Below are 24568 nucleotides of genomic sequence, written 5' to 3' on the forward strand. Positions count from 1 at the left end.
AATCGAGCCCGATCCTCAGGAGACATCATGACTGTTCCGCTTTTGCCCGCCGTCGAGATCACGACGGCCTCCCATCCGACCCACGCGGTGATCTGGCTGCATGGGCTTGGTGCCGATGGCCACGACTTCGAGCCGGTGGTGAATGAGTTCGACATCGACCGCCTGCCTCCGACCCGCTTCGTCTTTCCCCATGCGCCGGAGCGCGCGGTGACGATCAATGCTGGCTACATCATGCGGGCATGGTACGACATCGTGTCGATGGACTTTTCCGAGCGGCGGGAAGACCCAGCCGGCGTGCTCGAGTCGGCAGCCCAGGTGGAGGCGCTGATCGCCCACGAGAACGCCCGTGGCATTCCCGACGAACGCATCGTGCTGGCCGGTTTCTCCCAGGGCGGGGCGATTGCGCTGCACACGGGCCTGCGCCATCCGCGGCGCCTGGCCGGCGTCCTGGCGCTATCTACGTATGTGCCGCTGGCTGATACGCTGGCGGCAGAGGCCGCTGAGGCTAATCGGGATGTGCCGATCTTCATGGCCCACGGTCAACACGACCCGGTGATTCCCTACGCTTTTGGCAAAAGGTCCGGAGACTTGCTCACCGCCGAGGGCTACCCCCTCCAGTGGCATGGCTACGGCATGGAGCACAGCCTGTGCCTCGAGGAGGTCAGGGATATCGAGAACTGGTTTGCTGTGGTGTTGCGCGGCTGACGGCTACCCCCCCCTGGCAGAGCGCCGGGTCGTCGTGATCTTGCCTCACGGTGTCGATGGCACCAGCACTTCTTCGCAGACCGCCAGCCACGCTCGTGCAGCGTGGGACAGATAGCGGCGAGGCTTCCAGATCAGTGCCACGTCCCAGTCGATGCCGGGGGCGGCGAGCGGTCGCACCGCCAGTTCGTCACCTACATTGAGGCGGGCCAGCAGCGGTGCCGGCAGGAAGGTCGTGCCGAGGCCGGCTGCGGCCATCGCCACAAGGAAATCCCACTGCCCGCTCTGTGCCGCGACGCGCGGGGTCAGGCGGGCCTCGTCGAAGGCGGCGCGCAGGCGACGGGTCAGGGAGAAATCGTCGGGCAGCAGTACCAGCGGCTCGTCTTGCAGCGCTGAGATGGCGACTTCGGGGCTCTGCGCCCAAGGGGCGTGGCGTGGCCCGACGACCAGGATCGGATAGCGCCCGTAATGACGGCTGGCCAGTTCCAGAGCCGGGTCAGCCGGAAGGATGGTGACGCCGACCTCCAACTCGCCGCTCGCCACCTGCTGTTCGATCACCTGGCCGCCGTTTTCCTGCAGGGTCAGGCGTAGTCCGGGATAGCGCTCGCAGAAGGCCTTCACCACCGGCGAGAACAGCAGGTTGATCATCGGCGGCATGCCCACGGTCAGCTCGCCGCGGGTGAGAGCGGTCAGGTCGGCGACTTCGCGGGACAGTTCCTGCATCACGCCGAGGGCTTCCTGACCGCGCGCAAACAGGATGCGCCCCACGTCGGTAAGACGCAGCTGACGCCCCTCGCGGCTGAGCAGCGGCTGTCCGATCTCGTCTTCCAGCTGGCGGATCATCTTGCTGACCGTCGATTGGGTGACGTGGAGCTTCTCGGCGGCCAGCGTGAAGCTGTTCTGGCGAACGGTTTCGATGAAATAGCGGAGCGCGCGCAGGTCCATGGGCCATGAAAAAAACGACTTTCATCAAGTAGTTTAAGTCATCCAATGACTTATTTCCGACTTCTATACTTCCACGCGAACTTGCCCGTCGAGGCGAGCCCAACAAGATTAGAAGGATCGGAGAAATAAGTATGTCGATGGACCGTATTCGCCTGCAGCGCCTGCGAGAGCGCATCATGTCGCCGGAAGAGGCCGCCCTGTTGTTCAAGGACGGCATGACTGTCGGCATGAGTGGCTTCACCCGCGCCGGCGACTGCAAGGCGGTGCCCTTTGCGCTGGCCGAGCGTGCCACCCGCGAGCCGCTGAAAATCACCCTGATGACCGGCGCGTCCCTGGGCAACGATATCGACAAGATCCTGACGGAAACCAACGTCATCGCTCGTCGCATTCCGTTCCAGTCCGATCCGACCCTGCGCCGCAAGATCAACGCCGGCGAGGTCGCCTTCATCGATCAGCACCTGTCCGAGACCGTCGAGCAACTGCGCTCCGGTCAGATCGCGCCAGTGGATATCGCCGTCGTCGAGGCGACCGCCATCACCGAGAACGGCGGTATTGTGCCGACCACCTCGGTGGGCAACTCTGCCAGCTTCGCGGTGCTGGCCAAGAAGATCATCGTCGAGATCAACGTGAAGATGCCGGAAGGCCTCGAAGGCCTGCACGACATCTACATCCCGACCTACCGCCCGCACCGCCTGCCGATCCCACTGATCTCCCCGGAGCAGCGCATCGGCCTGCCCTACATCCCGGTCGATCCCGAGAAGATCGTTGCCATCGTGCTAACCGAGAAGGCCGACAGCCCGTCCAACGTGCTGCCGCCGGATAACGAGACCAACGCCATTGCCGGCCACCTGAACGAGTTCCTGTACCACGAGGTGAAGGCCGGCCGCCTGTCGCCGTCCCTGCAGCCGCTGCAGGCCGGTATCGGCACCATCGCCAATGCGGTGCTGCACGGCATGCTGGATTCCCCGTTCCGCGACCTCAAGATGTATTCCGAAGTGCTGCAGGACAGCACCGTCGAGCTCCTCGACGATGGCCGCTTGACCTTTGCCTCGGCCTCCAGCATCACCCTGTCGAAGAGCGCCTACGAGCGCGTGCTGGGCGACATCGAGCGCTACAAGCGGCGCCTGGTGCTGCGTCCGCAGGAGATCAGCAACCATCCGGAAGTCATCCGCCGCCTGGGCCTGATCACCATCAACACGGCGCTGGAGTGCGACATCTACGGCAACGTGAACTCCACCCACGTGGGCGGCACGCACATGATGAACGGCATCGGCGGCTCCGGCGACTTTGCCCGCAACGCGCACCTGTCGGTGTTCGTTACCAAGTCGATTGCCAAGGACGGCAAGATCTCCAGCGTCGTCCCGATGGTGTCCCACGTGGATCACACAGAGCACGACACCGACATCATCGTCACCGAGCACGGCCTGGCCGACCTGCGTGGTCTGGCACCCCGCGAGCGGGCCCGCCAGATCATCGATAATTGCACCGACCCTCTGTACCGCGACGCGCTGCGCGACTACTTCCTGCGCGCCACCAAGCGCGGCGGCCACACGCCGCACCTGTTGCAGGAGGCCTTCGCCTGGCACCTGCGCTACGAGCAGAGCGGTTCGATGCTCGACAAGCAGCCGGAGCCGGCTTTCGCTTAATCGTTTATCCCAAACCGGAGCGCGCGCAGGCCGCGCTCCCGGCTCCTTCGGCAGTCGATAATGCCCTTCGATCCGAAGTCCAGGTAGTACCGCCTGCATCTCCCCCAAGGCCAGCCCGCATTCCGCGTCCCTCTCCCCGCGGAATGCGGTGTTGGTTTTTTGCGTTTCTACTTCTCTACATGAACCTTTGCGGGGCCGGCATGCATTTTTCCGATGACCGCTGCCTCGGTAAAGCCGCCGTCACGGAAAGTCGCGAGCACCGTATCGACGGTATCCGGCGAGCAGGCCACCAGCAGGCCGCCGCTGGTCTGTGCGTCGGCTAGCACGCTGCGTTGCCATTCCTCCACGCCGTCAGCAAACAGCACGTCGTCGCCACAGCTCGCCAGGTTGCGGGCAATGGCGCCAGGGCCGATGCCCTGTTTGGCGAATGGGATCGCCGCGGGCATCACCGGTAGGGCATTGGCTTCCACCGTCGCGCCAAGGCAGGCTCCGCGGCACACCTCCAGCAGGTGGCCGAGCAAGCCGAATCCGGTGACGTCGGTCAGTGCGTGCACGCCGGGCTGCTTGGCCAGTGCCGGGCCGACCTTGTTGAGGCGAGTGGTAGTGGCGACCATCTGAGCGTAGCCGTCGGCGTCAAGCACGCCCTTCTTCATCGCCGAACCGAGGATGCCGACGCCGAGGGGCTTGCCCAGGACCAGTACGTCGCCCTCGCGCGCGTCCCGGTTGCGCTTGATTACGTCCGGATGCGCGATGCCCAGGGCGACAAGGCCGTAGATCGGTTCTGGCGAGTCGATGCTGTGGCCACCCGCAACCGGAATGCCGGCATCCGCGCAGACCGCCGCGCCGCCTTCGAGGATGCGGCCGATGGCGGCCAGCGGCAGTTTGTTCACCGGCATGCCGACGATGGCCAAAGCCATGATCGGCGTGCCACCCATCGCGTAGACGTCGGACAGCGCGTTGGTGGCGGCGATACGTCCGAAGTCGTACGGATCGTCCACGATTGGCATGAAGAAGTCGGTGGTGGCGATGAGCGCCTGCTCGTCGTTGAGGCGCCATACCGCGGCGTCGTCAGCCGTTTCGGTGCCGACCAGCAGGTTGGCAAAGGGCTGGGCTGCCGGCATGTGGGCGAGCATCTCGGTCAGCACGGCGGGGGCGATTTTGCAGCCGCATCCGCCGCCGTGAGACAATTCGGTGAGTCGCAGGGGGGCTTCGGTCATCTCTGTTTCCTGTCTTTTCCAGTGTTTCCAACGTGTCCCATCCAGCCCCATTTTCCGCCAGCCTCGATCGGCTCGAAGAGTTCGACGAGATCATCGACGTCCGCTCGCCGGCCGAGTACGCCGAAGACCATATTCCCGGGGCGATCAATTGCCCGGTTTTGGATGACGAGGAGCGGGCCCGTGTCGGCACGCTCTACAAGCAGGTTTCGCCCTTCGAGGCGCGGAAGGTGGGGGCGGCACTGGTGTCGCGCAATATAGCGCGGCACATCGAGACGCATTTTCTCAATAAGCCGAAGGGCTGGAAACCTCTGATTTACTGTTGGCGCGGTGGCCAGCGCAGTGGTGCCATGACGTTGGTGCTGGGGCAGGTCGGCTGGGCCGCTCGGCGCCTCGAGGGTGGCTACAAGAGCTTCCGTTTGCGTGTACTGGAAGATCTGGAGAGTCTCCCCGGGCGGTTGGGTTTCCGCATCCTGTGCGGTCCGACCGGCAGCGGCAAGACGGCATTGCTGGAGGCGCTGGCGGCGAAGGGGGAGCAGGTTCTCGATCTGGAGGCCTTGGCCAACCACAAGGGCTCGGTGCTCGGCAGCGAGCCGAATAGCGAGCAGCCGGGCCAGAAGGCCTTTGAGACGGCCCTGTGGGAGAAGCTGCGGACCTTCGATCCGGCGCGGCCGGTGTGGGCCGAATCGGAAAGCAGGCGGGTTGGCCGCCTGCATGTTCCAGGGGAGCTGTTCGAGCGTCTGCGCGATGGCGATTGCGTGCGCGTGGAGACTTCGCTGGCGGCGCGGGTGGATCACCTGCTCGAGCGTTATGCCGGGCTGATTGCCGACCCCCTGGATTTCAACGCCAAGCTGTCCCGCTTGGCGGCCCAGCACGGACACCAAAAGGTGGCCGAGTGGCATGCCATGGTGGATGCCTGCGATTGGCGGAATCTGGCCGATAGGCTGGTGGTCGAGCACTACGACCCAGCCTATCGACGTGGTGGAGCGGGGCTGTATCGGCGCGCGGATCAGGCCCGTACTCTGTTCGTCGAGGCGCTGGATGCAGTGACCTTGGAGGAGGTTGCCGGGAAACTGCAGGAGAAGTCCAACCCGTAGGGGCGATCGCGTCAGGACTCCAGGCGGCGGGCAACTTCAGCCAGCGTCGCTTCCAGGGCGGTCGCCAGTTCTTCGGCGAGGGGCAGGGCCTCGGGCTGGGATTGGCGGGACGCCTGCTCGGTACGAAGGGCCAGGGCCATCAGCCCATTGGCCATAATGTTGCCGGACGAGCTCTTGAGCGGATGCGCGATAGGGGCGATGGCGTCGATGTTTCCCGCGTTCGCCGCTGCCCGCAGGGCGGCGACGGTCGGAGTCTGACTCTGGATGAACACGCCGAGCAGGCGACGGATGAAGTCGGCCTTTCCGGGGAAGCGTGCATCCAGTGCTTTCCAGTCTATGGTTCCGCCCTGGCGCGCCAGGGTGTATTTGCGGATCAACTCGACCAGGGCTTCCGGGTCGATGGGTTTGCTGATCTGGGCCGCCATGCCGGAGGCACGGCAACGGGCCTGCTCATCTGCGCCCGAATTGGCCGTCTGGCCGATGATGGGCAGATCCGGCGCTTGAGCATGGATGAGACGTGCGGCTTCGTAGCCGTTCATCTCCGGCATCTGGATATCCATCAGCACCAGTTGAAAGGCGGTTGGGCCGGCGGTGGTGATGCGTTCGACGGCCGCGCGGCCGTTATCGACGATCTCCACGCGCGCACCTTCGTAGCGCAGGACGTCGTCCAGCACGATCTGGTTGATTTCGTCGTCGTCAGCGGCGAGAACCGAGATACCCGTCAGGCGGGGCGTCGGCGAAATGTCTTGGCTTGTCTCGTTCATCGGATTTTTCTCCCGGTGGCCGGGTCCGCGTTATTGTTGTGAAAGCCCCGGTGGGGCGTCGCGGAATGGGCTGGAGCAAGCAGTCCATTCCGCGTGAAGCCTACTTATAAGACTTCCGCCGCGTGGTCTGCAAGCCGCGAGCGCTCGCCCCGCTGCAGCGTGATGTGGCCGGAGTGCGGCCAGCCCTTGAAGCGGTCCACCACGTAAGTCAGGCCCGACGAGCCCTCGGTGAGGTAGGGCGTATCGATCTGAGCGATGTTGCCTAGGCAGACGACCTTGGTGCCGGGACCGGCACGGGTGATCAGGGTTTTCATTTGCTTCGGCGTCAGGTTCTGCGCCTCGTCGATGATCAGGAACTTGTTGATGAAGGTGCGCCCGCGCATGAAGTTCAGCGACTTGATCTTGATGCGGCTGCGGATCAGATCGCGGGTGGCCGCGCGGCCCCATTCGCCGCCTTCGCCGGTGGTGCCGTTGAGCACGTCCAAGTTGTCCTCTAGCGCCCCCATCCACGGCGCCATCTTCTCTTCCTCGGTGCCCGGCAGGAAGCCGATATCCTCGCCGACCGGCACCGTGACGCGAGTCATGATGATCTCTGAGTAGCGCTTGGTCTCCAGCACCTGGGTTAGGCTGGCGGCCAGGGTCAACAGCGTTTTGCCGGTGCCAGCCTGACCGAGCAGGGTGACAAAGTCCACCTCCGGATTCATCAGCAGGTTGAGGGCGAAGTTCTGCTCCCGGTTACGGGCGGTGATGCCCCAGACGTTGTTCTTTTGGTGGGAATAGTCGATGAGGGTCTCGAGGGTGACCGTCTTGCCGGCTTTCTCCTTGACCCACGCCTGCAGTGGTTGCTGTCCCTCCTGGTAGACGAACTCATTGACCAGCATGTCCGGTGCGTCCGGGCCCTTGATCTTGTAGTAGGTCCGGCCTTCCTGCTTCCACGACTCCATGTCCTTGCCGTTGGCGTCCCAGAAGGCGGCGTCGATCTCCTTGGTGCCGGTGTAAAGCAGGTCGGTGTCTTCGAGGACCTTGTCGTTGAAGTAGTCCTGCGCCTCCAGCCCCAACGCGCGGGCCTTGATGCGCATGTTGATGTCCTTCGAGACGAGGATCACCGAGCGCTTCTTGTCGAACTTCTCGAACAGGTACATCACCACCGCGAGGATCTGGTTGTCGCCCTTGGCGGTGGGCAGCGCCGCCGGCAACTGGCTGTTGATCGCCTCGGTCTGCAGGAACAGTCGGCCGCTGGCCAGTTCGCTGGAGGGGCCGAGCAGGTTGATACCGGCTTCGATGCCCTCGGGGCTGCTCTGCACGATCTCGTCGAGTGTGCGGCTGGCCTGGCGGGCATTGCGGGCTACTTCCGACATGCCCTTCTTGTTGGAGTCGAGCTCCTCGAGGGTCATCATCGGCACGAAGATGTCGTGTTCCTCGAAGCGATACAGGCTCGTCGGGTCGTGCATCAGCACGTTGGTGTCGAGGACGAAAAGTTTGGTCGCTGGGGTCTTGGACTTCGCAGGGCGTCGGGTAGCCATGATGTCGGTCTTCTCGTCGGTCGTGGAAGGGGATGGAGCAATCCTGACTTACAAGGTCTTCACGTAGTCGAGCACCTCCTGCGCGTGGCCGGGAACCTTGACACCGCGCCACTCGCGGCGCAGTACGCCTTCGGCATCAATGACAAAAGTGCTGCGTTCGATCCCGCGTACCTGTTTCCCATACATGTTTTTCAGCTTCATGACGCCAAATAGCGTACAGGCGGTTTCGTCCGGATCGGAGATCAGGTCGAAGGGCAGGGCCTGCTTGGTGCGGAAGTTGTCGTGGGACTTGAGACCGTCCCGCGATATTCCCAGCACGATGGCGCCGGTGGCCAGGAACTCGGGATGCAGGTCGCGGAACTGTTGGCTCTCAGTGGTGCAACCGGGTGTGCTGTCCTTGGGGTAGAAGTACAGCACCACCTTGCTGCCCTTGAGGGCGGAGAGGGTTAGCGTCTGCCCGCCGGTGGCCGGCAGGCTGAAATCGGGTGCGGCCTGGTCTAGCATGGTTTCTCCGGAAAATTGACTATTCCGGCGTCAGCCTAATCCCAAGATGCAGGCCTGGCAATGCATCCAGGCATATGAAGGGTATTCACTCCGGATCGAACAGAAGTGCCGCGGCCACGTTACGATGTTCCGCTACCAGAATGTTGTAGGTGCGGCACGCCGAACCCAGATCCATCACTTCCAGACCGATGCGGGCCTCGATCAGGGCGCGCAGCAGGCGCGGCTGGGGGAAGCGCTGCTTCATGCCCGTGCCGAGGATCAGGATCTCGCAACCCAGCGCTGCCAGGCGCTGGAAGGCGGCTTCGTCGAGGGTGTCGAAACCGCCGGCGTGCCAGTCGGCTTCGATGCGCTCGGGCATCACGATCACGCTGGATTCGTAGCGTGTATCGGAAACCATCACGTGGCGGGCGTCGTAGCGGGCGATGGTGTTGTACTGCTCGCTCTTGTCGAGGTGGAGTTTCATGGGCGGCTTCTCTGCGGTGGGCACTCTTACTGATTGATTGGACGCGGATTTGCCCGGTCCGGGTGGCTTGGGTAACATTATAGCTTTGCGTCGCCGGGCACCCGACCGGGTTTCATCACCGATCGTCCCTGACGGGGCCATGACCATGAGCCGCCAAGCCAAATTGCGAGTCGCCACCGAGCAGCCCGCATTCACCAGTAAGGAAACGGAAACCGCCGTGCAACCTATCCGCAAGTCCGACAAGCTCGCCAACGTCTGTTACGACATCCGCGGCCCCGTGCTGCAAAAGGCGAAGCAGATGGAGGACGAGGGCCACAAGATCATCAAGCTGAACATCGGCAACCTGGCCGCGTTCGGCTTCGACTCCCCTGAAGAAATCCAGCTGGACATGATCCGTAACCTGCCCAACGCAGCAGGCTACTCGGATTCCAAGGGGATCTTCTCGGCCCGCAAGGCGATCATGCATTACACCCAGCAGAAGCGCATCAAGGGTGTGACGCTGGAAGATATCTACGTCGGCAACGGCGTTTCCGAACTGATCGTGATGGCCATGAACGCGCTGCTCAACAGCGGCGACGAAGTGCTCGTCCCGGCCCCTGACTACCCGCTGTGGACCGCCGCGGTGAGCCTCTCCGGCGGTACGCCGGTGCACTACATCTGCGACGAGGCTAACGAGTGGCTGCCCGATCTGGCCGACATCCGCGCCAAGATCACCCCGCACACCCGCGCCATCGTCCTGATCAACCCGAACAACCCGACCGGCGCCGTCTACCCGGACGAAACCCTCAAGGCCATCGTCCAGATCGCCCGTGAGCACGGCCTGATCATCTATGCCGACGAGGTCTACGACAAGGTGCTGTACGACGGTGTCGAGCACACCTCCATCGCATCCCTGTCGGAAGATGTGCTGACTGTCACTTTCAATGGCCTGTCCAAGAACTACCGTTCTTGTGGCTACCGCGCCGGCTGGCTGGTGGTCTCTGGTGACAAGCGTCCGGCGGCCGACTACATCGAAGGTCTCAACATGTTGGCCTCGATGCGCCTGTGCGCCAACGTGCCCGGCCAGCATGCCATCCAGACCGCCCTCGGCGGCTATCAGAGCATTGAAGACCTGGTTTCCCCTGGTGGCCGCATGCGTCGTCAGCGCGACCTGGCCCACGAACTGATCACCGCCATCCCGGGCGTCAGCTGCGTCAAGCCGAAGGCCACGCTGTACATGTTCCCGCGCCTTGACCCCAAGATCTACCCGATCGAGGACGATCAGCAGTTCATCGCCGAACTGCTCGAGGCCGAGCGTGTGCTGCTGGTCCAGGGCACCGGCTTCAACTGGCCGAGCCCGGATCACTTCCGTCTGGTCTTCCTGCCCCACGAGGAAGACCTCAAACTCGCCATTGCCCGCATCGCACGCTTCCTCGAAAGCTACCGCAAGCGGCACGGCACCTGATGCCGGGGGAGGGAAGGGGGGAGCTGCCAAACATGCGCTCCCAACCTTTCCTTTTTCCAGACTCTCAACCCTAGACCCTTACCTTCACCAGACACATGAAACCCATCAATGTTGGCCTCCTGGGCATCGGCACCGTAGGCGGTGGCACCTTTACCGTTCTCAAGCGCAACGAAGAAGAAATTACCCGCCGTGCCGGCCGGCCGATCCGCATTACCGCGGTGGCCGACAAGAACCTGGAACTGGCGAAGAGCGTGGCGGGCGCCGACGTGCGCATCACCGACGATGCCTTCTCGGTGGTCACCGACCCCGAGATCGATATCGTTGTCGAGCTGATCGGCGGTTACGGCGTCGCCAAGGAGCTGGTGCTGAAGGCCATCGAGAATGGCAAGCACGTGGTCACCGCCAACAAGGCGCTGCTGGCCGTGCATGGCAACGAAATCTTCGCAGCCGCCCAAAAGAAGGGTGTGATGGTTGCGTTTGAAGCCGCTGTTGCCGGCGGTATCCCCATCATCAAGGCACTGCGTGAAGGCCTCTCTGCCAACCGCATCCAGTGGCTGGCCGGTATCATCAACGGCACCACCAATTTCATCCTGTCCGAGATGCGCGACAAGGGCCTGCCCTTCGCCGACGTGCTCAAGGAAGCCCAGCGCCTCGGCTACGCCGAAGCCGACCCCACCTTCGACATCGAAGGCGTGGACGCTGCCCACAAGGCGACCCTGATGGCCTCCATCGCCTTCGGTGTGCCGGTCCAGTTTGACAAGGCCTACGTGGAAGGCATCACCAAGCTCGAGGCTGCCGACATCAAGTACGCCGAGCAACTCGGCTACCGCATCAAGCTGCTGGGCATCGCCCGCCGCCGTCCGCAAGGCATCGAACTGCGCGTGCACCCGACGCTGATCCCCGAGAAGCGCCTGATCGCCAACGTGGAAGGCGCGATGAACGCTGTGCTGGTGCAGGGCGACGCCGTCGGCGCCACGCTGTACTACGGCAAGGGGGCCGGTGCGGAACCGACCGCCAGCGCAGTGATCGCCGACCTCGTCGACGTGACCCGCCTGCACACCGCCGATCCGGAGCACCGCGTGCCGCACCTGGCTTTCCAGCCGGACCAGATCACCGACGTGCCGGTGCTGCCGATCGACGAAGTCGAGACCAGCTACTATCTGCGCCTGCGTGTCCTCGACAAGCCGGGCGTGCTGGCCGACATCACCCGCATCCTGGCCGACCAAGGCATCTCTATCGACGCCATGTTGCAGCGTGAGCCGGAAGAGGGTGAGTCCCAGACCGACATCATCATCCTGACCCACCTGACCATCGAGAAGAACGTGGACACCGCGATTGCCAAGATCGAGAGCCTCGACTCCGTGGCCGGTCAAGTGACCCGTCTGCGCCTCGAAAACCTCTGATCGGTTTTCAGTTCACAATAAAAAACGCGGCTCGATGAGCCGCGTTTTTTATTGTGCCGCCGGCGGTGAAGGCCGGCGGTACGGAGCGGTGCTTACGCGTCGTCGCGAGCAGCGCGCTTGCGCTCGTGTTCCTTCAGGAAGCGCTTGCGCAGGCGGATGGACTTCGGTGTGATTTCCACGATCTCGTCATCGGCGATGAATTCGATGGCGGATTCGAGGGTCAGCTGGATCGGGTTGATCAGACGGACCGCTTCGTCGGTGCCGGAAGCACGGACGTTGGTGAGCTGCTTGCCCTTGATCGGGTTCACCACCAAGTCGTTGTCGCGGGTATGGATGCCGATGATCATGCCTTCGTACAGGGCGTCGCCCGGGCTCACGAACATGCGGCCGCGATCCTGCAGGTTCCACAGGGCGTAGGCTACGGCTTCACCGTCGTTCTGGGAAATCAGCACGCCGTTGCGCCGCTCGGCCATGGCGCCGGCCATCGGGCTGTAGTCGTCGAACACGTGGCTGGCCAGACCGGTACCACGGGTCATGGTCAGGAATTCGCCCTGGAAGCCGATCAGGCCGCGGGCCGGAATACGGTACTCGAGACGCACGCGACCCTTGCCGTCCGGCGCCATGTCCTGCAGCTCGCCGCGGCGGCGGCCGAGTTCTTCCATCACGCCGCCCTGGTGTTCTTCTTCCACGTCGACGGTGAGCATTTCGTACGGCTCGCACTTGACGCCGTCGATCTCCTTGAACACCACGCGCGGACGGCCGACGGCCATTTCGTAGCCTTCACGGCGCATGTTTTCGAGGAGGATGGTGAGGTGCAGTTCGCCGCGGCCGGACACTTCAAAGGTGTCGGAGTCGTTGGTGAAGTTCACGCGCAGCGCGACGTTCTTGAGGAGTTCCTTCTCGAGGCGCTCGCGGATCTGGCGGCTGGTGACGAACTTGCCTTCACGGCCAGCCAGCGGGGAGCTGTTGACCATGAAGTTCATGGTTAGGGTGGGCTCGTCCACGGCGATCGGGGTCATGCCTTCCAGACAGTCCGGGTCGCACAGGGTCACGCCGATGTTGACCTGCTGGATGCCCGCCACCAGCACGATGTCGCCGGCTTCGGCCACCTCGGCGGGGGAGCGCTCCAGGCCCTTGAAAGTCAGGATCTGGGAAACCTTGCCCTTGCCGCGGTTTTCATCGCCGTACATCACGACGAGTTCCTGGTTGGGCTTGATGCGGCCACGCTTGATGCGGCCGATGCCGATCTGGCCCATGTAGGTGGAGTAGTCGAGGGAGCAGATCTGCATCTGCAGCGGACCATCAGCATCCACTTCGGGGGCGGGCACGTGCTTGAGGATGGCTTCGAACAGCGGGCGCATGTCCTTGCGCTCGTCTTCGAGGTTTTCCATCGCGAAGCCGTTGAGGCCAGAGGCGTAGATGATCGGGAAGTCGAGCTGCTCGTCGGTGGCTCCGAGCTTGTCGAATAGGTCGAAGGTGTGGTTGATGACCCAGTCGGGGCGGGCGCCCGGGCGGTCGATCTTGTTGATCACGACGATCGGCTTGAGGCCCAGGGCCAGTGCCTTGCGGGTCACGAAGCGGGTCTGAGGCATCGGGCCTTCGACAGAGTCGACCAGCAGCAGCACGCTGTCGACCATGGACAGTACGCGTTCCACTTCTCCGCCGAAGTCGGCGTGTCCCGGGGTGTCGACGATGTTGATGTGCGTGTCGCCGTATTGGATCGCACAGTTCTTCGACAGGATGGTGATGCCCCGTTCCTTTTCGATGTCGTTGCTGTCCATCACTCGTTCGTTGACTTGCTGGTTGTCACGGAACGTGCCGGACTGGCGCAGGAGTTGGTCGACGAGGGTGGTCTTGCCGTGGTCAACGTGGGCAATGATTGCGATGTTGCGGATGGAACGGGACATGGGGTTGGACACCGGAAGTGCTTGAATAAACCGGTATTTTAGCATGTCTTGCGCGACGCAGCATCGATAGGCCCGGTCCGGGCGCGTGCTAAGATGCGCGGTCAACACGGTTTTTTGAGGAGCAGCCGGCATGCTGGCGATTATTGGTGGTAGCGGATTGACCCAACTGGCGAGCCTGGACCTGATCCGCAGGGAGGTGGTTCGCACCCCTTACGGCGAGCCTTCCGGGGCGCTGACCTTCGGGCGTCTGTGCAATCGTCCGGTGGTGTTCCTGGCTCGCCATGGCTACGGCCACACCATTCCGCCCCATCGGGTGAACTACCAGGCCAACCTGTGGGCACTGCATCAAGCCAAGGTGGATGCGATCATTTCGGTGGCCTCGGTGGGCGGCATCCGGGCGGATCTGTGCCCTGGCACGCTGATCGTCCCTGACCAGATCATCGACTACACCTGGGGACGCAAGAGTACTTTCCACGACAGCTCCGAGGAGCCCGTGGTGCATATTGATTTCACCGAACCGTACGATGCCGCGCTGCGCCGGCGCATTCTTGCTGCGGGGGCCGCGGCGGGGGAAACCCTCGTCGATGGTGCTGTCTATGCGGCAACCCAGGGGCCGCGCCTCGAGACTGCGGCCGAGATCAACCGTCTGGAGCGTGATGGCGCCGATCTGGTCGGGATGACCGGTATGCCCGAGGCTGCCCTGGCCCGCGAGCTGGGTATCCCCTATGCGGCGATCAACGTGGTGGCTAATTTTGCTGCCGGCCGTGCCAGCAGCGCTAACGGCATCTGCTTTGACAGCATCGATGTGGTGCTGCGGGAGGCGATGGGGCGCGTGCGGCGGGTTCTCGACCACATCTGCGAAGCATGATCCGGGAGGTTCTCCGCATGGGCGATCCGCGCCTGCTGAGGGTCTCCAGGCCAGTCGAGGCTTTTGGAGCTCCGGAATTGGAGGTCCTGATCGCCGACATGCGCGACACGATGCGTCACTTGAGTGGCGCGGGAATCGCCGCGCCGCAGATCGGTGTCGACCTGCGGGTGGTGATTTTCGGCGGCGGGCCGAGTCCCCGTTATCCGGACGCATCGGCCGTGCCGGATACGGTGCTGATCAACCCGGTCTTGACCCCGCTGGGTGAGGACGAGGAGGGTGGCTGGGAAGGTTGCTTGTCCGTTCCCGGCCTGCGGGGTTGGGTGCCGCGCTGGACGCAGCTGCGTTATACCGGGTTCGACGAGCACGGGATGCCGATCGACCGACTGGCGAGCGGTTTTCATGCCCGCGTCGTGCAACACGAATGCGACCATCTGGATGGCGTCCTGTACCCGATGCGGGTGCGCGACTTTTCCCGCTTCGGCTTTACCGACGTGCTGTTTCCGGACGGTTCGGTTGCGGCCGACGACTGAGCGCCGGCCGCGCTTGGTTTGCCGGTCGATCTGTTAGACGGCCAGCTTTTCCAGCAGATCCGACTCTATCTTCAGCACCTGGGCGTCCTGGGTCAGGCCGGGGCCGCTGATCAGGAATGTGTCTTCGACACGTTCGCCCAGCGTGGCGATCTTGGCCGTGTGCAGGTTGATGCCGTATTGGGCCAGTGTTTCGGCGACGCCGAATAGTAGGCCGGGGCGGTCGGCCGCGGTTACGGACATGATGAAGTGCTGGCCGCGTTCATCCGGCCGGATGCTTACCTCCGGGGTGATCGGGAAGTGCTTGACCTCTCGTGAAAGGCGGCCGTTGGCGGGCTGGTCCACCGGAGCATTGGTGTGCAGGCGTTCGGTGAGGTCATGCTCCAGCAAATTGATCAGGTCGCGGTAGTGCACGTCATCCTGACCTGGATCGAGTAGGACGAAGCTGTCCAGCGCGTAGCCGTGGCGGGTGGTGTGGATCTTGGCGTCGGCGATGGTGAAGCCGAGGCGGGCGAAGAAGCCGCACAGGCGTACGAAGAGATCGCGCTGGTCCTGCATGTACACCATCACCTGAAGGCCTTCACCCACATGGCTGAGGCGGGCCTTGACGACCGGCTCGCCGGCTTCCACCCGGTAGTACAGCATGCGGGCGTGCCAGGCGATTTCTTCCGGGTCGTGGCGCAGGAAGTAGACCGTGTCGAGTTGATCCCACAGTGCGTCCTCTGTGCCCGGACGCAGGCCGTAGTAGCGTAGCAGGTTGCGGGCGTCCTCCTGGCGGATCGGCGTACCGAGTGCTTGTTGCGGTGTTGCGCCGCGCAGCAGGCGCTGGGTTGTGAAGAACAGGTCTTCCAGCAGTTTGCCCTTCCAGCCGTTCCAGACCTTGGGGCTGGTGCCACGGATGTCAGCGTGGGTCAGGATGTATAGCGCGGTGAGATTGCGTTCGTTCTTGACCAGCGCGGCGAAGCGGCGAATGACGTCCAGGTCGGACAGGTCCTGCTTCTGTGCGACGTTGGACATGGACAGGTGATGCTCGACCAGCCATTCCACCAGGTCGGTGTCTGCCGCTTCCAGGCCGTGGGATTCGCAGAAATCGCGGGCGTCCTTCATGCCCAGCTTGGAGTGGTCGCCGCCACGCCCCTTCGCGATGTCATGGAACAGCGCTGCAATGTAGATCAGCCACGGCTTTTCGAAGCTGGTGCATAGGCGCGTCAGTAATGGGTATTCGTGGGCGTGTTCGGCGACCACGAAGCGGCGCACGTTGCGTAGCACCTGCAGGATGTGTTGATCCACGGTGTAGACGTGGAAGAGGTCATGCTGCATCTGGCCGACAATGCGCCGCCAGGCTGGCAGGTAGAAGCTCAGGATGCCGTACTGGTTCATCCGCCGCAGTTCGTGCACGACGCCGCGTTTCTGTTGCAGCAGGCGCAGGAACAGCGCCTTGTTGGCCGGATTCTGGCGGAATTCGGCGTTGATCAGCTTGCGTCCGCGCCACAGGGCGCGCAGAGTGCGGGCGGTCATGCCCTTCAGTTCCGAGCGCTGTTCGAGCAGCAGGAAGCACTCGAGCAGTGCGCTAGGGTGGCGGTCGAAGACCCCTTCGTCGCGCACGTCCAGGAGTTCACGAACGCACTGGAATCGCTCGTTGATGTTGATTGCCGCCGGGTAGCGGTTGGGGAAGAACTCGACGCCGAAGTTCAGCAGCAGGATGGTGTTGAGCTGGGTGATCTTCTTGGCTGTCCGGTAATACTCCTGCATGAATACTTCCGAGGCCCGGCGCACGTCATTGGATTCGTAGCCGAACTGGCGGGCGAGCTTGTCCTGGTGGTCGAACAGCAGACGGTCTTCCCGGCGCCCGGTGATGTGATGCAGGCGGATCCGCGTGTGCTGCAGGAAGCGCTCAACCTCGCGCAGCTCAGTGGCTTCTTCGTCGGTGATCAGGCCGTGTTTGGCGAGATCGCGCCAGTGGGTTCCAAAACCCGCCGCACGGCTCACCCAGCCGATCAGCTGGAGGTCGCGCAGGCCGCCGGGGCTCTCCTTGCAGTTGGGTTCCAGAGAGTAGGGGGTTTCGTTGTGGCGGGTGTAGCGTTGCTCCTGCTCCAGCCGCTTGGCCTTGAAGAACTGGCCGGGGTTGAGGTGTTCCCGCAGGCGCTGCTCGAAGCTCCGGAAAAGGGACGGGTTGCCGCACAGCAGGCGCGCTTCCAGCAGATTGGTCATGACCGTCACGTCGAGCGCAGCCTCTTCCAGGCATTCCTCCACGGTTCGTACGCTGTGGCCGATGTCCAGGCCCACGTCCCACAGCAGGCCGATCATCTGGGTCAAGCGGTTTTGCAGATCTTCGTCGGGCTGATCTTCGAGCAGGAATAGAAGGTCCACGTCCGAGCAGGGGAAGAGTTCCCCGCGCCCATAACCACCAACTGCGACCAGGCTCGCTGTGGGCGGCAGGCCGAAGTCCTTCCAGAGATCCAGCAGCACGCCATCCACCAGATGGGAGCGGCCTTTGAGGATCGGGTCGGTCAGCGGCCTGGCCTCGTAGGCGGCTCGCAGGGCTTCTCCGCCGGTTTTGAGGCGGCCCTTGTAGCGGCTGATGAGTTCCCGAGCGACTTCGTGGGGAATGATGGGCGCGGTCTCGGACATGTTCTCGATGGCTCAGGGCAGGAGGTGGGCTACGACGTCCGGCTTGGGTGGGGAGCCTGCGGACAGGGTCAGAACCTCGACCCCGGTCTCGGTGACAAGCACCATGTGTTCCCACTGGGCCGACAGGCTGCGGTCGCGGGTGACGATGGTCCAGCCGTCGGGGAGTTCGGAGATTGCGGCTTTGCCCGCATTGATCATCGGCTCGATGGTGAAGATCATGCCGGGTTTCAGTTCCAGTCCGGTGCTGGGCTTGCCGTAATGCAAAACCTGCGGGTCTTCGTGAAAGTTGAGGCCGATGCCATGTCCGCAGAACTCTCGCACGACGGAGAAGCCGTTCTTTTCCGCGTGGGTCTGGATAGCGTGACCAATATCCCCAAGATGGGCGCCAGGTTTTACTTGTGCAATGCCCAGCCATAGGCATTCATATGTAATATTGCAGAGCCGGCGGGCCAGGATGCCTGCGTCGCCGACGATGAACATGCGGCTGGTGTCGCCGTGGTAACCGTCCTTGATGACGGTGATGTCCAGATTGACGATGTCCCCCTTCTTTAGGGCCTTGTCACTTGGCACCCCGTGGCAGACCTGGTGGTTGATTGAGGTGCAGATCGACTTGGGGTAGGGCTTGTAACCGGGCGGGCAGTAATTGAGCGGCGCAGGAATGCAACCTTGGACATCTACCATGTAGTCATGGCACAGCTTGTCGAGTTCGGCGGTGGTGATGCCCGGCTTGACGAAGGGGGTGATGTAATCAAGGACTTCCGAGCCCAGGCGGCCCGCGATGCGCATCTTTTCGATTTCTTCAGGCGTTTTTATGGAGACGCTCATGGAGGCAAGGTTTGTTGGGATTCAGGCCTACTAGGCTAGCTCAAGGCGACCCCGCGGGCAACGCGGGGAAGGCGAACGCTCCGCCTTGAGAGGGGTCCCTAAATGCTGATATACTCGGAGGCTTGTCTGGCTGGACGTCAGGCAAAATTCACACGCCTGACCCTTTGGGGTTTGTGAGTCCTGCATTGGATTCGAAGCGGAGCCGTTTTGCAGAGAGGCTGCACGGCAGGTCGGGCGGCGGTTAAACCTCAGTATTGGAGTAAGAAATGTCTGTCACTATGCGTCAAATGCTCGAAGCGGGCGTCCACTTTGGTCACCAAACCCGTTTCTGGAACCCGAAGATGGCCCCGTTCATCTTCGGTCAGCGCAACAAGATCCACATCGTCAACCTCGAGAAGACCCTCGTCAAGTACAACGAGGCGATGGATTTCGTGCGCAAGCTGGCTGCCAACCGCGGCAACATCCTGTTTGTCGGCACCAAGCGTCAGGCTCGTGAAATCGTTGCCGAAGAGGCTCGTCGCGCCGGCATGCCTTACGTGGATGAGCGTTGGCTTGGTGGCATGCTGACCAACTTCAAGACGGTCAAGGTTTCCATCAAGCGCCTGAAGGACATGGAAGCGATGGTTGAAGACGGCTCCGTCGAGCGTCTGTCCAAGAAGGAAGCCCTGCTGGCCTCCCGCGAGCTCGAGAAGCTCCAGAAGAGCCTGGGCGGCATCAAGGATCTGGGCGGCCTGCCGGACGCGCTGTTCGTCATCGACGTCGGCTACCACAAGATCGCCATCACCGAAGCCAACAAGCTGGGCATTCCGGTTGTGGCCGTGGTTGATACCAACCACACGCCCGAAGGCGTTGATTTCGTGATCCCGGGTAACGACGACTCCTCCCGTGCGATCCGTCTGTACGCCCGTGGCGTTGCCGATGCGGTCCTCGAAGGCAAGAACCAGGTCATTCAGGAAATCGTGGCTGCCGGCTCCGACGACTTCGTTGAAGTGGAAGACGGCGCTGAAGAGCAGGCCTGATTTTCGTCGAATCCGATCAAATAGTTATTAGGAGCAAGCATGGCGGAAATCACCGCAAGCATGGTCAAGGAACTGCGCGAGAAGACCGACGCGCCGATGATGGAGTGCAAGAAGGCCCTCGCCGAAGCTGCTGGCGACATGGACAAGGCCGAAGAGATCCTGCGCGTCAAGCTGGGTAATAAGGCCTCCAAGGCTGCCGCCCGCGTGACCGCTGAGGGCATCGTCGGTGTGTACATCTCTGGCGACGCCAAGCTGGGTGCCATCGTCGAAGTTAACTGTGAGACCGACTTCGTCGCCAAGAATGACGATTTCCTGGCTCTGACCAAGAACCTCGCCGAACTGGTTGCCACCAAGAATCCGGCCGATGTGGAAGCTCTCTCCGCGCTCGAGATCAATGGTCTGAGCGTCGAGGAAACTCGCAAGGCATTGGTCGGTAAGATCGGCGAGAACATGACGATTCGTCGTTTCTCCCGCATCGACGCCAAGGGCGCTGTGGCCAGCTACATCCACGGTGGTTCGAAGATCGGCGTGCTGATCGATCTGGTTGGTGGTGATGAGGCCCTGGCGAAGGATATCGCCATGCACATCGCTGCTTCCAAGCCGAAGTCCCTGGACGCATCCGGCGTGCCCGCCGAGCTGCTGGACGTCGAGCGTCGCATCGCCATCGAGAAGGCCCGTGAAGCTGGCAAGCCGGAAGCAATGCTCGAGAAGATTGCCGAAGGCACCGTCCAGAAGTTCCTGAAGGACGTCACGCTGCTGGATCAGGTCTTCGTGAAGGCTGAGGACGGCAAGCAGACCATCGCTCAGCTGCTGAAGGCGAAGGGCGCTTCTGTCGCCGGCTTCACCCTGTACATCGTTGGTGAAGGCATCGAGAAGAAGGTTACCGACTTCGCTGCTGAAGTGGCTGCCCAGGCTGCCGCTGCTGCCCAGAAGTAAGAAAGGTGACTAGACGATGAGCCAGCCCGCTTACAAGCGCATTCTCCTCAAGCTTTCCGGTGAAGCCCTGATGGGTGATGATGCTTATGGCATCAACCAGGAGGTGGTGACCCGGATAGTCAGCGATGTCGTAGAGGTTACGCGCATCGGTGTGGAGGTCGGAATTGTGATTGGCGGCGGGAACATCTTCCGTGGAATGGCGGGCGCCGCGACCGGCATGGATCGCGCGACCGCCGACTACATGGGGATGCTGGCTACCGTCATGAACGCAATGGCCCTCGGTGACGCTTTCCGCGCCGCCGGGGTCAATGCCCGGGTTCAATCCGCGCTGCGTATCGACCAGGTGGTCGAGCCGTATATCCGCGGAAAGGCAATCCGCTACCTCGAAGAGGGGCGGGTGGTCATCTTTGGTGCTGGCACGGGCAATCCGTTCTTTACCACCGACACGGCTGCCGCATTGCGTGGCTCCGAGATCGGTGCGGATATCGTCCTCAAGGCCACCAAGGTTGATGGAATCTACACGGCAGATCCCAAGAAGGATCCTTCCGCGACCCGCTTCCACAAGATTTCGTTCGATGAAGCGATTACGCGTAATCTCGCGGTGATGGATGCAACGGCGTTCGCGCTGTGCCGTGACCAGCGCTTGCCGATCAATGTCTTCAGTCTTTTTAAGAGCGGTGCGCTGAAGCGCGTTGTGCTTGGTGAAGACGAAGGTACGCTGGTTTATTGCTGAGGAAGATGTGATGGTTCCGGAGCTGAAGAAAACTACCGAGCTCAAGATGCAGAAGTCCATCGATGCGCTCAAGCAGGATCTCGCCAAGGTGCGGACCGGCCGGGCTCACGTGGGTATTCTGGATCATGTGATGGTTGAATATTATGGCAACCCCGTGCCTGTCAATCAGGTTGCCAATGTCACGCTGATTGATGCCCGCACGATCGGTGTGCAGCCGTGGGAGAAGCCGATGGTTGCCAAGGTGGAGAAGGCAATTCGTGACTCCGACCTCGGTCTCAATCCGGCGTCCCAGGGTGAGATCATCCGCGTGCCGATGCCGCCGCTGACCGAAGAGCGCCGCAAGGAACTGATCAAGGTCATCAAGCACGAGGGCGAAGGTGCCAAGGTTGCGGTGCGCAACCTGCGTCGTGATGCCAACGCTTCGCTGAAGGATGCGGTCAAGGCAAAGACCATTTCCGAGGACGACGAGCGTCGTGCTCAGGACGATGTTCAGAAGCTGACCGATAAGGCGATTGTCGAGATCGACAAGTTGCTTGCCCAGAAAGAACAAGAACTGATGCAGATCTGACCCTTGAGGTCGGATTTTTCCGCTCTCCTTCAGACGGACAGATCATGGTGCGATTGCCCTTTCTCAGCTCCACGCGGGGCGTACCCGAGGCTGCGAAGATTCCGCGGCATATCGCCATCATCATGGACGGTAACGGGCGTTGGGCGCGCAAGCGCCTGATGCCGCGGGTGGCCGGCCACGCCAAGGGCGTCGATGCCCTCAGGGAGGTGATCCGCACCTGCCTGGATCGTGGCGTCGAATACCTCACTGTTTTTGCGTTCAGTTCCGAGAACTGGCGTCGTCCGAAGGACGAGGTTTCCTTTTTGATGCAGTTGTTCGTGAAGTCGCTCAGGCTGGAGATCGAGCGTATTCACCGGAACAACATGCGTCTGCATGTCGTAGGTGACTTGGCGCGTTTCGATCAAGCCCTGATCGACTTGATCCGTGAGTCTGAGGCGCTGACGGCAGGCAATACCGGCATGCACTTGACCATCTGCGCAAACTACGGTGGGCGCTGGGATGTCATGCAGGCTGTCGAAAAGATGCTGGCCGCTTCACCCGGTGTGACGGGCGGGTTCGCCGAGGAAGACCTAGCGCCGCATTTGGCGCTGAGCTTCTGTCCGGAGCCGGATCTGTTCATCCGCACCGGAGGCGAGCAGCGCATCAGCAACTTCATGCTTTGGCAGTTGGCGTACTCCGAGCTCTATTTCACCGACAAGCTCTGGCCCGAATTCGGAGAGGCCGCGCTTGACGAGGCAATCCTGTCCTACCAGCAGCGAGAGCGCCGTTTTGGGCGTACCAGCGAGCAGCTTGTGTCCGGTGAGCCGGACTCTTCCGCCTCTGGCCATGCTTAAAGCGCGGGTCATCACCGCGCTGGTCCTGCTTGCAGGCTTGCTGTCGGCTCTCTTTCTGCTGCCAGCCGTCGGCTGGCTTGTTTTTTCCTCCCTGATCTGTGCGCTCGCTGCGACCGAGTGGGCTTCTATGCTGGGTTTCTCGGCTGTAATGCGGCGTTTGTACGCGCTGCTGCTGGGTGGGTTGTGCCTTGCAATGGGGCTGGTGGCCGGTCTTCACAAAGACGCGATGATCGCTCCATTTGCCGTGGGGCCGGTCTATGCAGTTAGTGCCATCTTTTGGTTGTTGTGCGTGCCGTTCTGGCTGCGGGCCAAATGGCGTTTGCCGGAGAGTGCTGCGGCGCCGTTGATTGGCTTGGTGCTGCTTCTTCCGCCCAGTCTGGCCATTGCGCATCTCCGTTTGCTGAGTCCGTGGCTGCTCCTAGGTGTCATGGGGGCGGTGTGGCTCGCCGATATTGCCGCTTACTTTGTTGGGCGTGCTTTCGGCCGTCGCAAGCTGGCGCCGTCGATCAGTCCGGCAAAAAGCTGGGAGGGGGCTTGTGGCGCGATGCTCGCAGTCACGCTGTATGGACTCGCCTGCATTTCCTATTGGGGGTCACTCAAGGGGTTTGCTCTGTTGCCCGTGGCCCTGCTGTTGCTAGGTTTTACTGGGCTCAGCATCATTGGTGACCTGTTCGAATCCCTGGTCAAGCGCCAGGCTGGCGTGAAGGACAGTGGGACCTTGCTGCCTGGTCACGGCGGTGTTCTCGACCGGATCGACAGCCTCACGTCCACTCTGCCGGTTGTGGCGCTGATTGCCCTGTGGATGGCACGATAATCATGATTCAAGGGAAAAAGCTCATTACGGTGTTGGGGGCGACGGGCTCCATTGGCGTCAGCACGCTGGACGTGGTCGCACGGCATCCCGATCGTTATGCGGTCTTTGCGCTGACGGCTCATCGCCAGGTCGACAAGCTGTTCACCCAGTGTCTCGCTCATCACCCGGCCTATGCGGTGGTGGCGAGCGCAGACGATGCTGCACGGCTGCAGGCAATGCTGGAGCGGGCAGGGTGCTGCACTGAAGTCTTGTCGGGCAGTCAGGCGCTTGTGGATGTCGCATCTGCGCCAGAGGTCGACATGGTCATGGCGGCCATTGTCGGTGCGGCCGGCTTGCCGCCGGCGCTTGCAGCTGCGCGCAGTGGGAAACGGATTCTGTTGGCCAACAAGGAGGCCCTGGTGATGTCCGGGGCACTCTTCATGCAAGAGGTCGTCGCAGGGGGGGCAAGCCTGCTGCCCATCGACAGCGAGCACAACGCAATCTTCCAGGGCTTGCCGGCAGGGTTTGAGCGCGGCTTGGGTGGCAGCGGTGTGACCCGCATTCTGCTAACCGCTTCCGGTGGCCCCTTCCTTAACAAACCCATAGACGAGCTGGCTGCGGTAACCCCGGAGATGGCCTGCGCCCATCCGAACTGGGTCATGGGACGGAAGATCTCCGTCGATTCCGCGACGATGATGAACAAAGGGCTGGAGGTCATAGAGGCCTACTGGCTGTTCGGCGCTCCGGCTGAGCAGATCGAGGTCGTGATCCACCCTCAGAGCGTGATCCACTCGCTGGTCGCCTATGCCGATGGCTCGGTGTTGGCCCAGCTGGGCAATCCGGACATGCGCACCCCGATTGCTCATGCGATGGCATATCCGGAGCGGATCGACTCGGGCGTCAAGCCGCTGGATCTGTTCGAGATCGGGCGCCTGGATTTCCAGCGGCCGGATTTCGAGCGATTTCCCTGTTTGGGGCATGCCTATCGTGTTCTCCGCGAGGGAGGCATCGCCCCGGCTGTGCTGAACGCCGCCAACGAGGTAGCGGTGGCGAGTTTCTTGGATGGCCGGCTTGGCTTCGATCGTATTTCCGACATCATTTCTGCGACTCTCGATGCAATCGAGCGCAGGGAGGCGGACTCCCTGGACGTCGTTCTGGATGCGGACCGTCGTGCCCGAGAATGCGCCTCGGGATTTGTGGAGCGGGCGTCGCGCTGATCCGCC

At 62.4% G+C, this 24568-nt stretch carries 23 protein-coding genes; 14 read left to right on the plus strand and 9 right to left on the minus strand.

Features of this window, described 5'->3' with window-relative positions:
- Window positions 1-27 precede the first annotated feature (27 nt).
- Window positions 28-705, plus strand: coding sequence for an alpha/beta hydrolase (locus ACE3RX_RS09850; RefSeq protein WP_374482852.1), 678 nt, complete (start codon window positions 28-30; stop codon window positions 703-705).
- Between the two features lie 45 nt (window positions 706-750).
- On the opposite strand, the gene ACE3RX_RS09855 is transcribed toward ACE3RX_RS09850, so the two are convergent.
- A complete protein-coding gene (locus ACE3RX_RS09855; protein WP_374482854.1) occupies window positions 751-1647 on the minus strand; it encodes a LysR substrate-binding domain-containing protein in 897 nt (298 codons plus the stop codon).
- Window positions 1648-1778: 131 nt separating this feature from the next.
- Here ACE3RX_RS09855 and ACE3RX_RS09860 point away from each other — a divergent pair, with 131 nt between their 5' ends.
- Complete coding sequence (locus tag ACE3RX_RS09860) at window positions 1779-3293, plus strand: acetyl-CoA hydrolase/transferase family protein (RefSeq protein WP_374482856.1); 1515 nt, start codon at window positions 1779-1781, stop codon at window positions 3291-3293.
- Window positions 3294-3460: 167 nt separating this feature from the next.
- Here the strand turns inward: ACE3RX_RS09860 and selD are convergent, their stop codons facing one another.
- Window positions 3461-4510, minus strand: a complete 1050-nt coding sequence (selD, locus tag ACE3RX_RS09865; protein ID WP_374482859.1) for a selenide, water dikinase SelD — start codon at window positions 4508-4510, stop codon at window positions 3461-3463.
- 32 nt (window positions 4511-4542) lie between these two features.
- Here selD and mnmH point away from each other — a divergent pair, with 32 nt between their 5' ends.
- Window positions 4543-5604 carry a tRNA 2-selenouridine(34) synthase MnmH gene (mnmH, locus tag ACE3RX_RS09870; protein ID WP_374482861.1) on the plus strand — a complete coding sequence of 354 codons (1062 nt, stop codon included), beginning with the start codon at window positions 4543-4545 and terminating at the stop codon, window positions 5602-5604.
- A gap of 11 nt (window positions 5605-5615) precedes the next feature.
- Here the strand turns inward: mnmH and ACE3RX_RS09875 are convergent, their stop codons facing one another.
- The 4 genes from ACE3RX_RS09875 to ACE3RX_RS09890 form a co-directional block, all read right to left on the minus strand.
- Window positions 5616-6368: a response regulator gene (locus ACE3RX_RS09875; RefSeq protein WP_374482863.1), complete on the minus strand. Its 753-nt coding sequence runs from the start codon at window positions 6366-6368 to the stop codon at window positions 5616-5618.
- A gap of 104 nt (window positions 6369-6472) precedes the next feature.
- On the minus strand, window positions 6473-7891 hold the full coding sequence (locus ACE3RX_RS09880; RefSeq protein WP_374482865.1) for a PhoH family protein: 1419 nt from the start codon (window positions 7889-7891) through the stop codon (window positions 6473-6475).
- Between the two features lie 48 nt (window positions 7892-7939).
- Complete coding sequence (locus ACE3RX_RS09885; protein WP_374482867.1) at window positions 7940-8395, minus strand: peroxiredoxin; 456 nt, start codon at window positions 8393-8395, stop codon at window positions 7940-7942.
- 85 nt (window positions 8396-8480) lie between these two features.
- Entirely contained in the window at window positions 8481-8858 is a 378-nt protein-coding gene (locus ACE3RX_RS09890) for an Mth938-like domain-containing protein (protein ID WP_374482869.1), read from the minus strand.
- Between the two features lie 145 nt (window positions 8859-9003).
- On the opposite strand from ACE3RX_RS09890, the gene ACE3RX_RS09895 reads away from it, so the two are divergent.
- Together ACE3RX_RS09895 and ACE3RX_RS09900 are read left to right on the plus strand one after the other, a co-directional pair.
- A complete protein-coding gene (locus ACE3RX_RS09895; protein WP_374482871.1) occupies window positions 9004-10302 on the plus strand; it encodes a pyridoxal phosphate-dependent aminotransferase in 1299 nt (432 codons plus the stop codon).
- Window positions 10303-10397: 95 nt separating this feature from the next.
- The gene (locus ACE3RX_RS09900) at window positions 10398-11705 is read left to right on the plus strand and encodes a homoserine dehydrogenase (protein WP_374482873.1); all 1308 of its coding nucleotides are present in this window, start codon (window positions 10398-10400) and stop codon (window positions 11703-11705) included.
- A gap of 92 nt (window positions 11706-11797) precedes the next feature.
- Here the strand turns inward: ACE3RX_RS09900 and typA are convergent, their stop codons facing one another.
- Window positions 11798-13612: a translational GTPase TypA gene (typA, locus tag ACE3RX_RS09905; RefSeq protein ID WP_374482875.1), complete on the minus strand. Its 1815-nt coding sequence runs from the start codon at window positions 13610-13612 to the stop codon at window positions 11798-11800.
- Window positions 13613-13742: 130 nt separating this feature from the next.
- On the opposite strand from typA, the gene ACE3RX_RS09910 reads away from it, so the two are divergent.
- Window positions 13743-14480 carry an S-methyl-5'-thioinosine phosphorylase gene (locus tag ACE3RX_RS09910; RefSeq protein ID WP_374482877.1) on the plus strand — a complete coding sequence of 246 codons (738 nt, stop codon included), beginning with the start codon at window positions 13743-13745 and terminating at the stop codon, window positions 14478-14480.
- Window positions 14477-15010 carry a peptide deformylase gene (gene def, locus ACE3RX_RS09915; RefSeq protein ID WP_374482879.1) on the plus strand — a complete coding sequence of 178 codons (534 nt, stop codon included), beginning with the start codon at window positions 14477-14479 and terminating at the stop codon, window positions 15008-15010. Before ACE3RX_RS09910 ends, def begins: the two co-directional genes overlap by 4 nt.
- A gap of 33 nt (window positions 15011-15043) precedes the next feature.
- On the opposite strand, the gene ACE3RX_RS09920 is transcribed toward def, so the two are convergent.
- The gene (locus ACE3RX_RS09920) at window positions 15044-17638 is read right to left on the minus strand and encodes a [protein-PII] uridylyltransferase (RefSeq protein ID WP_374482881.1); all 2595 of its coding nucleotides are present in this window, start codon (window positions 17636-17638) and stop codon (window positions 15044-15046) included.
- A gap of 12 nt (window positions 17639-17650) precedes the next feature.
- Window positions 17651-18463: a type I methionyl aminopeptidase gene (gene map, locus ACE3RX_RS09925; RefSeq protein WP_374482883.1), complete on the minus strand. Its 813-nt coding sequence runs from the start codon at window positions 18461-18463 to the stop codon at window positions 17651-17653.
- Between the two features lie 266 nt (window positions 18464-18729).
- On the opposite strand from map, the gene rpsB reads away from it, so the two are divergent.
- From rpsB to ispC, 7 genes are read left to right on the plus strand one after another with little or no spacing between them, the layout of a single operon-like run.
- Window positions 18730-19482 (plus strand): 30S ribosomal protein S2, encoded by a 753-nt coding sequence (rpsB, locus tag ACE3RX_RS09930; protein WP_374482885.1) that lies wholly within the window; start codon window positions 18730-18732, stop codon window positions 19480-19482.
- A 39-nt stretch (window positions 19483-19521) separates the two neighbouring features.
- Entirely contained in the window at window positions 19522-20418 is an 897-nt protein-coding gene (gene tsf / locus ACE3RX_RS09935; protein ID WP_374482887.1) for a translation elongation factor Ts, read from the plus strand.
- Window positions 20419-20434: 16 nt separating this feature from the next.
- On the plus strand, window positions 20435-21151 hold the full coding sequence (gene pyrH, locus ACE3RX_RS09940; RefSeq protein WP_374482889.1) for a UMP kinase: 717 nt from the start codon (window positions 20435-20437) through the stop codon (window positions 21149-21151).
- A 10-nt stretch (window positions 21152-21161) separates the two neighbouring features.
- The gene (gene frr, locus ACE3RX_RS09945; RefSeq protein ID WP_374482891.1) at window positions 21162-21719 is read left to right on the plus strand and encodes a ribosome recycling factor; all 558 of its coding nucleotides are present in this window, start codon (window positions 21162-21164) and stop codon (window positions 21717-21719) included.
- Window positions 21720-21763: 44 nt separating this feature from the next.
- Window positions 21764-22552, plus strand: coding sequence for a polyprenyl diphosphate synthase (uppS, locus tag ACE3RX_RS09950; protein ID WP_374482893.1), 789 nt, complete (start codon window positions 21764-21766; stop codon window positions 22550-22552).
- Window positions 22545-23366 (plus strand): phosphatidate cytidylyltransferase, encoded by an 822-nt coding sequence (locus ACE3RX_RS09955; protein WP_374482895.1) that lies wholly within the window; start codon window positions 22545-22547, stop codon window positions 23364-23366. The genes uppS and ACE3RX_RS09955 overlap by 8 nt, the downstream gene beginning before the upstream one ends.
- Window positions 23367-23368: 2 nt before the next feature.
- Window positions 23369-24562, plus strand: a complete 1194-nt coding sequence (gene ispC, locus ACE3RX_RS09960; protein ID WP_374482897.1) for a 1-deoxy-D-xylulose-5-phosphate reductoisomerase — start codon at window positions 23369-23371, stop codon at window positions 24560-24562.
- Window positions 24563-24568 lie beyond the last annotated feature (6 nt).

This window comes from Zoogloea sp. (genome assembly GCF_041914405.1).
Lineage (GTDB): Bacteria > Pseudomonadota > Gammaproteobacteria > Burkholderiales > Rhodocyclaceae > Zoogloea.

Coding starts and splice junctions, on each gene's coding strand:
- uppS (WP_374482893.1), top strand. CDS start 21,764: ATGGTGCGATTGCCCTTTCTCAGCTCCACGCGGGGCGTACCCGAGGCT.
- pyrH (WP_374482889.1), top strand. CDS start 20,435: ATGAGCCAGCCCGCTTACAAGCGCATTCTCCTCAAGCTTTCCGGTGAA.
- map (WP_374482883.1), bottom strand. CDS start 18,463: ATGAGCGTCTCCATAAAAACGCCTGAAGAAATCGAAAAGATGCGCATC.
- ACE3RX_RS09910 (WP_374482877.1), top strand. CDS start 13,743: ATGCTGGCGATTATTGGTGGTAGCGGATTGACCCAACTGGCGAGCCTG.
- frr (WP_374482891.1), top strand. CDS start 21,162: ATGGTTCCGGAGCTGAAGAAAACTACCGAGCTCAAGATGCAGAAGTCC.
- ACE3RX_RS09890 (WP_374482869.1), bottom strand. CDS start 8,858: ATGAAACTCCACCTCGACAAGAGCGAGCAGTACAACACCATCGCCCGC.
- selD (WP_374482859.1), bottom strand. CDS start 4,510: ATGACCGAAGCCCCCCTGCGACTCACCGAATTGTCTCACGGCGGCGGA.
- typA (WP_374482875.1), bottom strand. CDS start 13,612: ATGTCCCGTTCCATCCGCAACATCGCAATCATTGCCCACGTTGACCAC.
- ACE3RX_RS09955 (WP_374482895.1), top strand. CDS start 22,545: ATGCTTAAAGCGCGGGTCATCACCGCGCTGGTCCTGCTTGCAGGCTTG.
- ACE3RX_RS09850 (WP_374482852.1), top strand. CDS start 28: ATGACTGTTCCGCTTTTGCCCGCCGTCGAGATCACGACGGCCTCCCAT.
- ACE3RX_RS09885 (WP_374482867.1), bottom strand. CDS start 8,395: ATGCTAGACCAGGCCGCACCCGATTTCAGCCTGCCGGCCACCGGCGGG.
- rpsB (WP_374482885.1), top strand. CDS start 18,730: ATGTCTGTCACTATGCGTCAAATGCTCGAAGCGGGCGTCCACTTTGGT.
- ACE3RX_RS09855 (WP_374482854.1), bottom strand. CDS start 1,647: ATGGACCTGCGCGCGCTCCGCTATTTCATCGAAACCGTTCGCCAGAAC.
- ACE3RX_RS09875 (WP_374482863.1), bottom strand. CDS start 6,368: ATGAACGAGACAAGCCAAGACATTTCGCCGACGCCCCGCCTGACGGGT.
- def (WP_374482879.1), top strand. CDS start 14,477: ATGATCCGGGAGGTTCTCCGCATGGGCGATCCGCGCCTGCTGAGGGTC.
- ACE3RX_RS09895 (WP_374482871.1), top strand. CDS start 9,004: ATGAGCCGCCAAGCCAAATTGCGAGTCGCCACCGAGCAGCCCGCATTC.
- ACE3RX_RS09920 (WP_374482881.1), bottom strand. CDS start 17,638: ATGTCCGAGACCGCGCCCATCATTCCCCACGAAGTCGCTCGGGAACTC.
- ACE3RX_RS09880 (WP_374482865.1), bottom strand. CDS start 7,891: ATGGCTACCCGACGCCCTGCGAAGTCCAAGACCCCAGCGACCAAACTT.
- ACE3RX_RS09860 (WP_374482856.1), top strand. CDS start 1,779: ATGTCGATGGACCGTATTCGCCTGCAGCGCCTGCGAGAGCGCATCATG.
- ispC (WP_374482897.1), top strand. CDS start 23,369: ATGATTCAAGGGAAAAAGCTCATTACGGTGTTGGGGGCGACGGGCTCC.
- tsf (WP_374482887.1), top strand. CDS start 19,522: ATGGCGGAAATCACCGCAAGCATGGTCAAGGAACTGCGCGAGAAGACC.
- ACE3RX_RS09900 (WP_374482873.1), top strand. CDS start 10,398: ATGAAACCCATCAATGTTGGCCTCCTGGGCATCGGCACCGTAGGCGGT.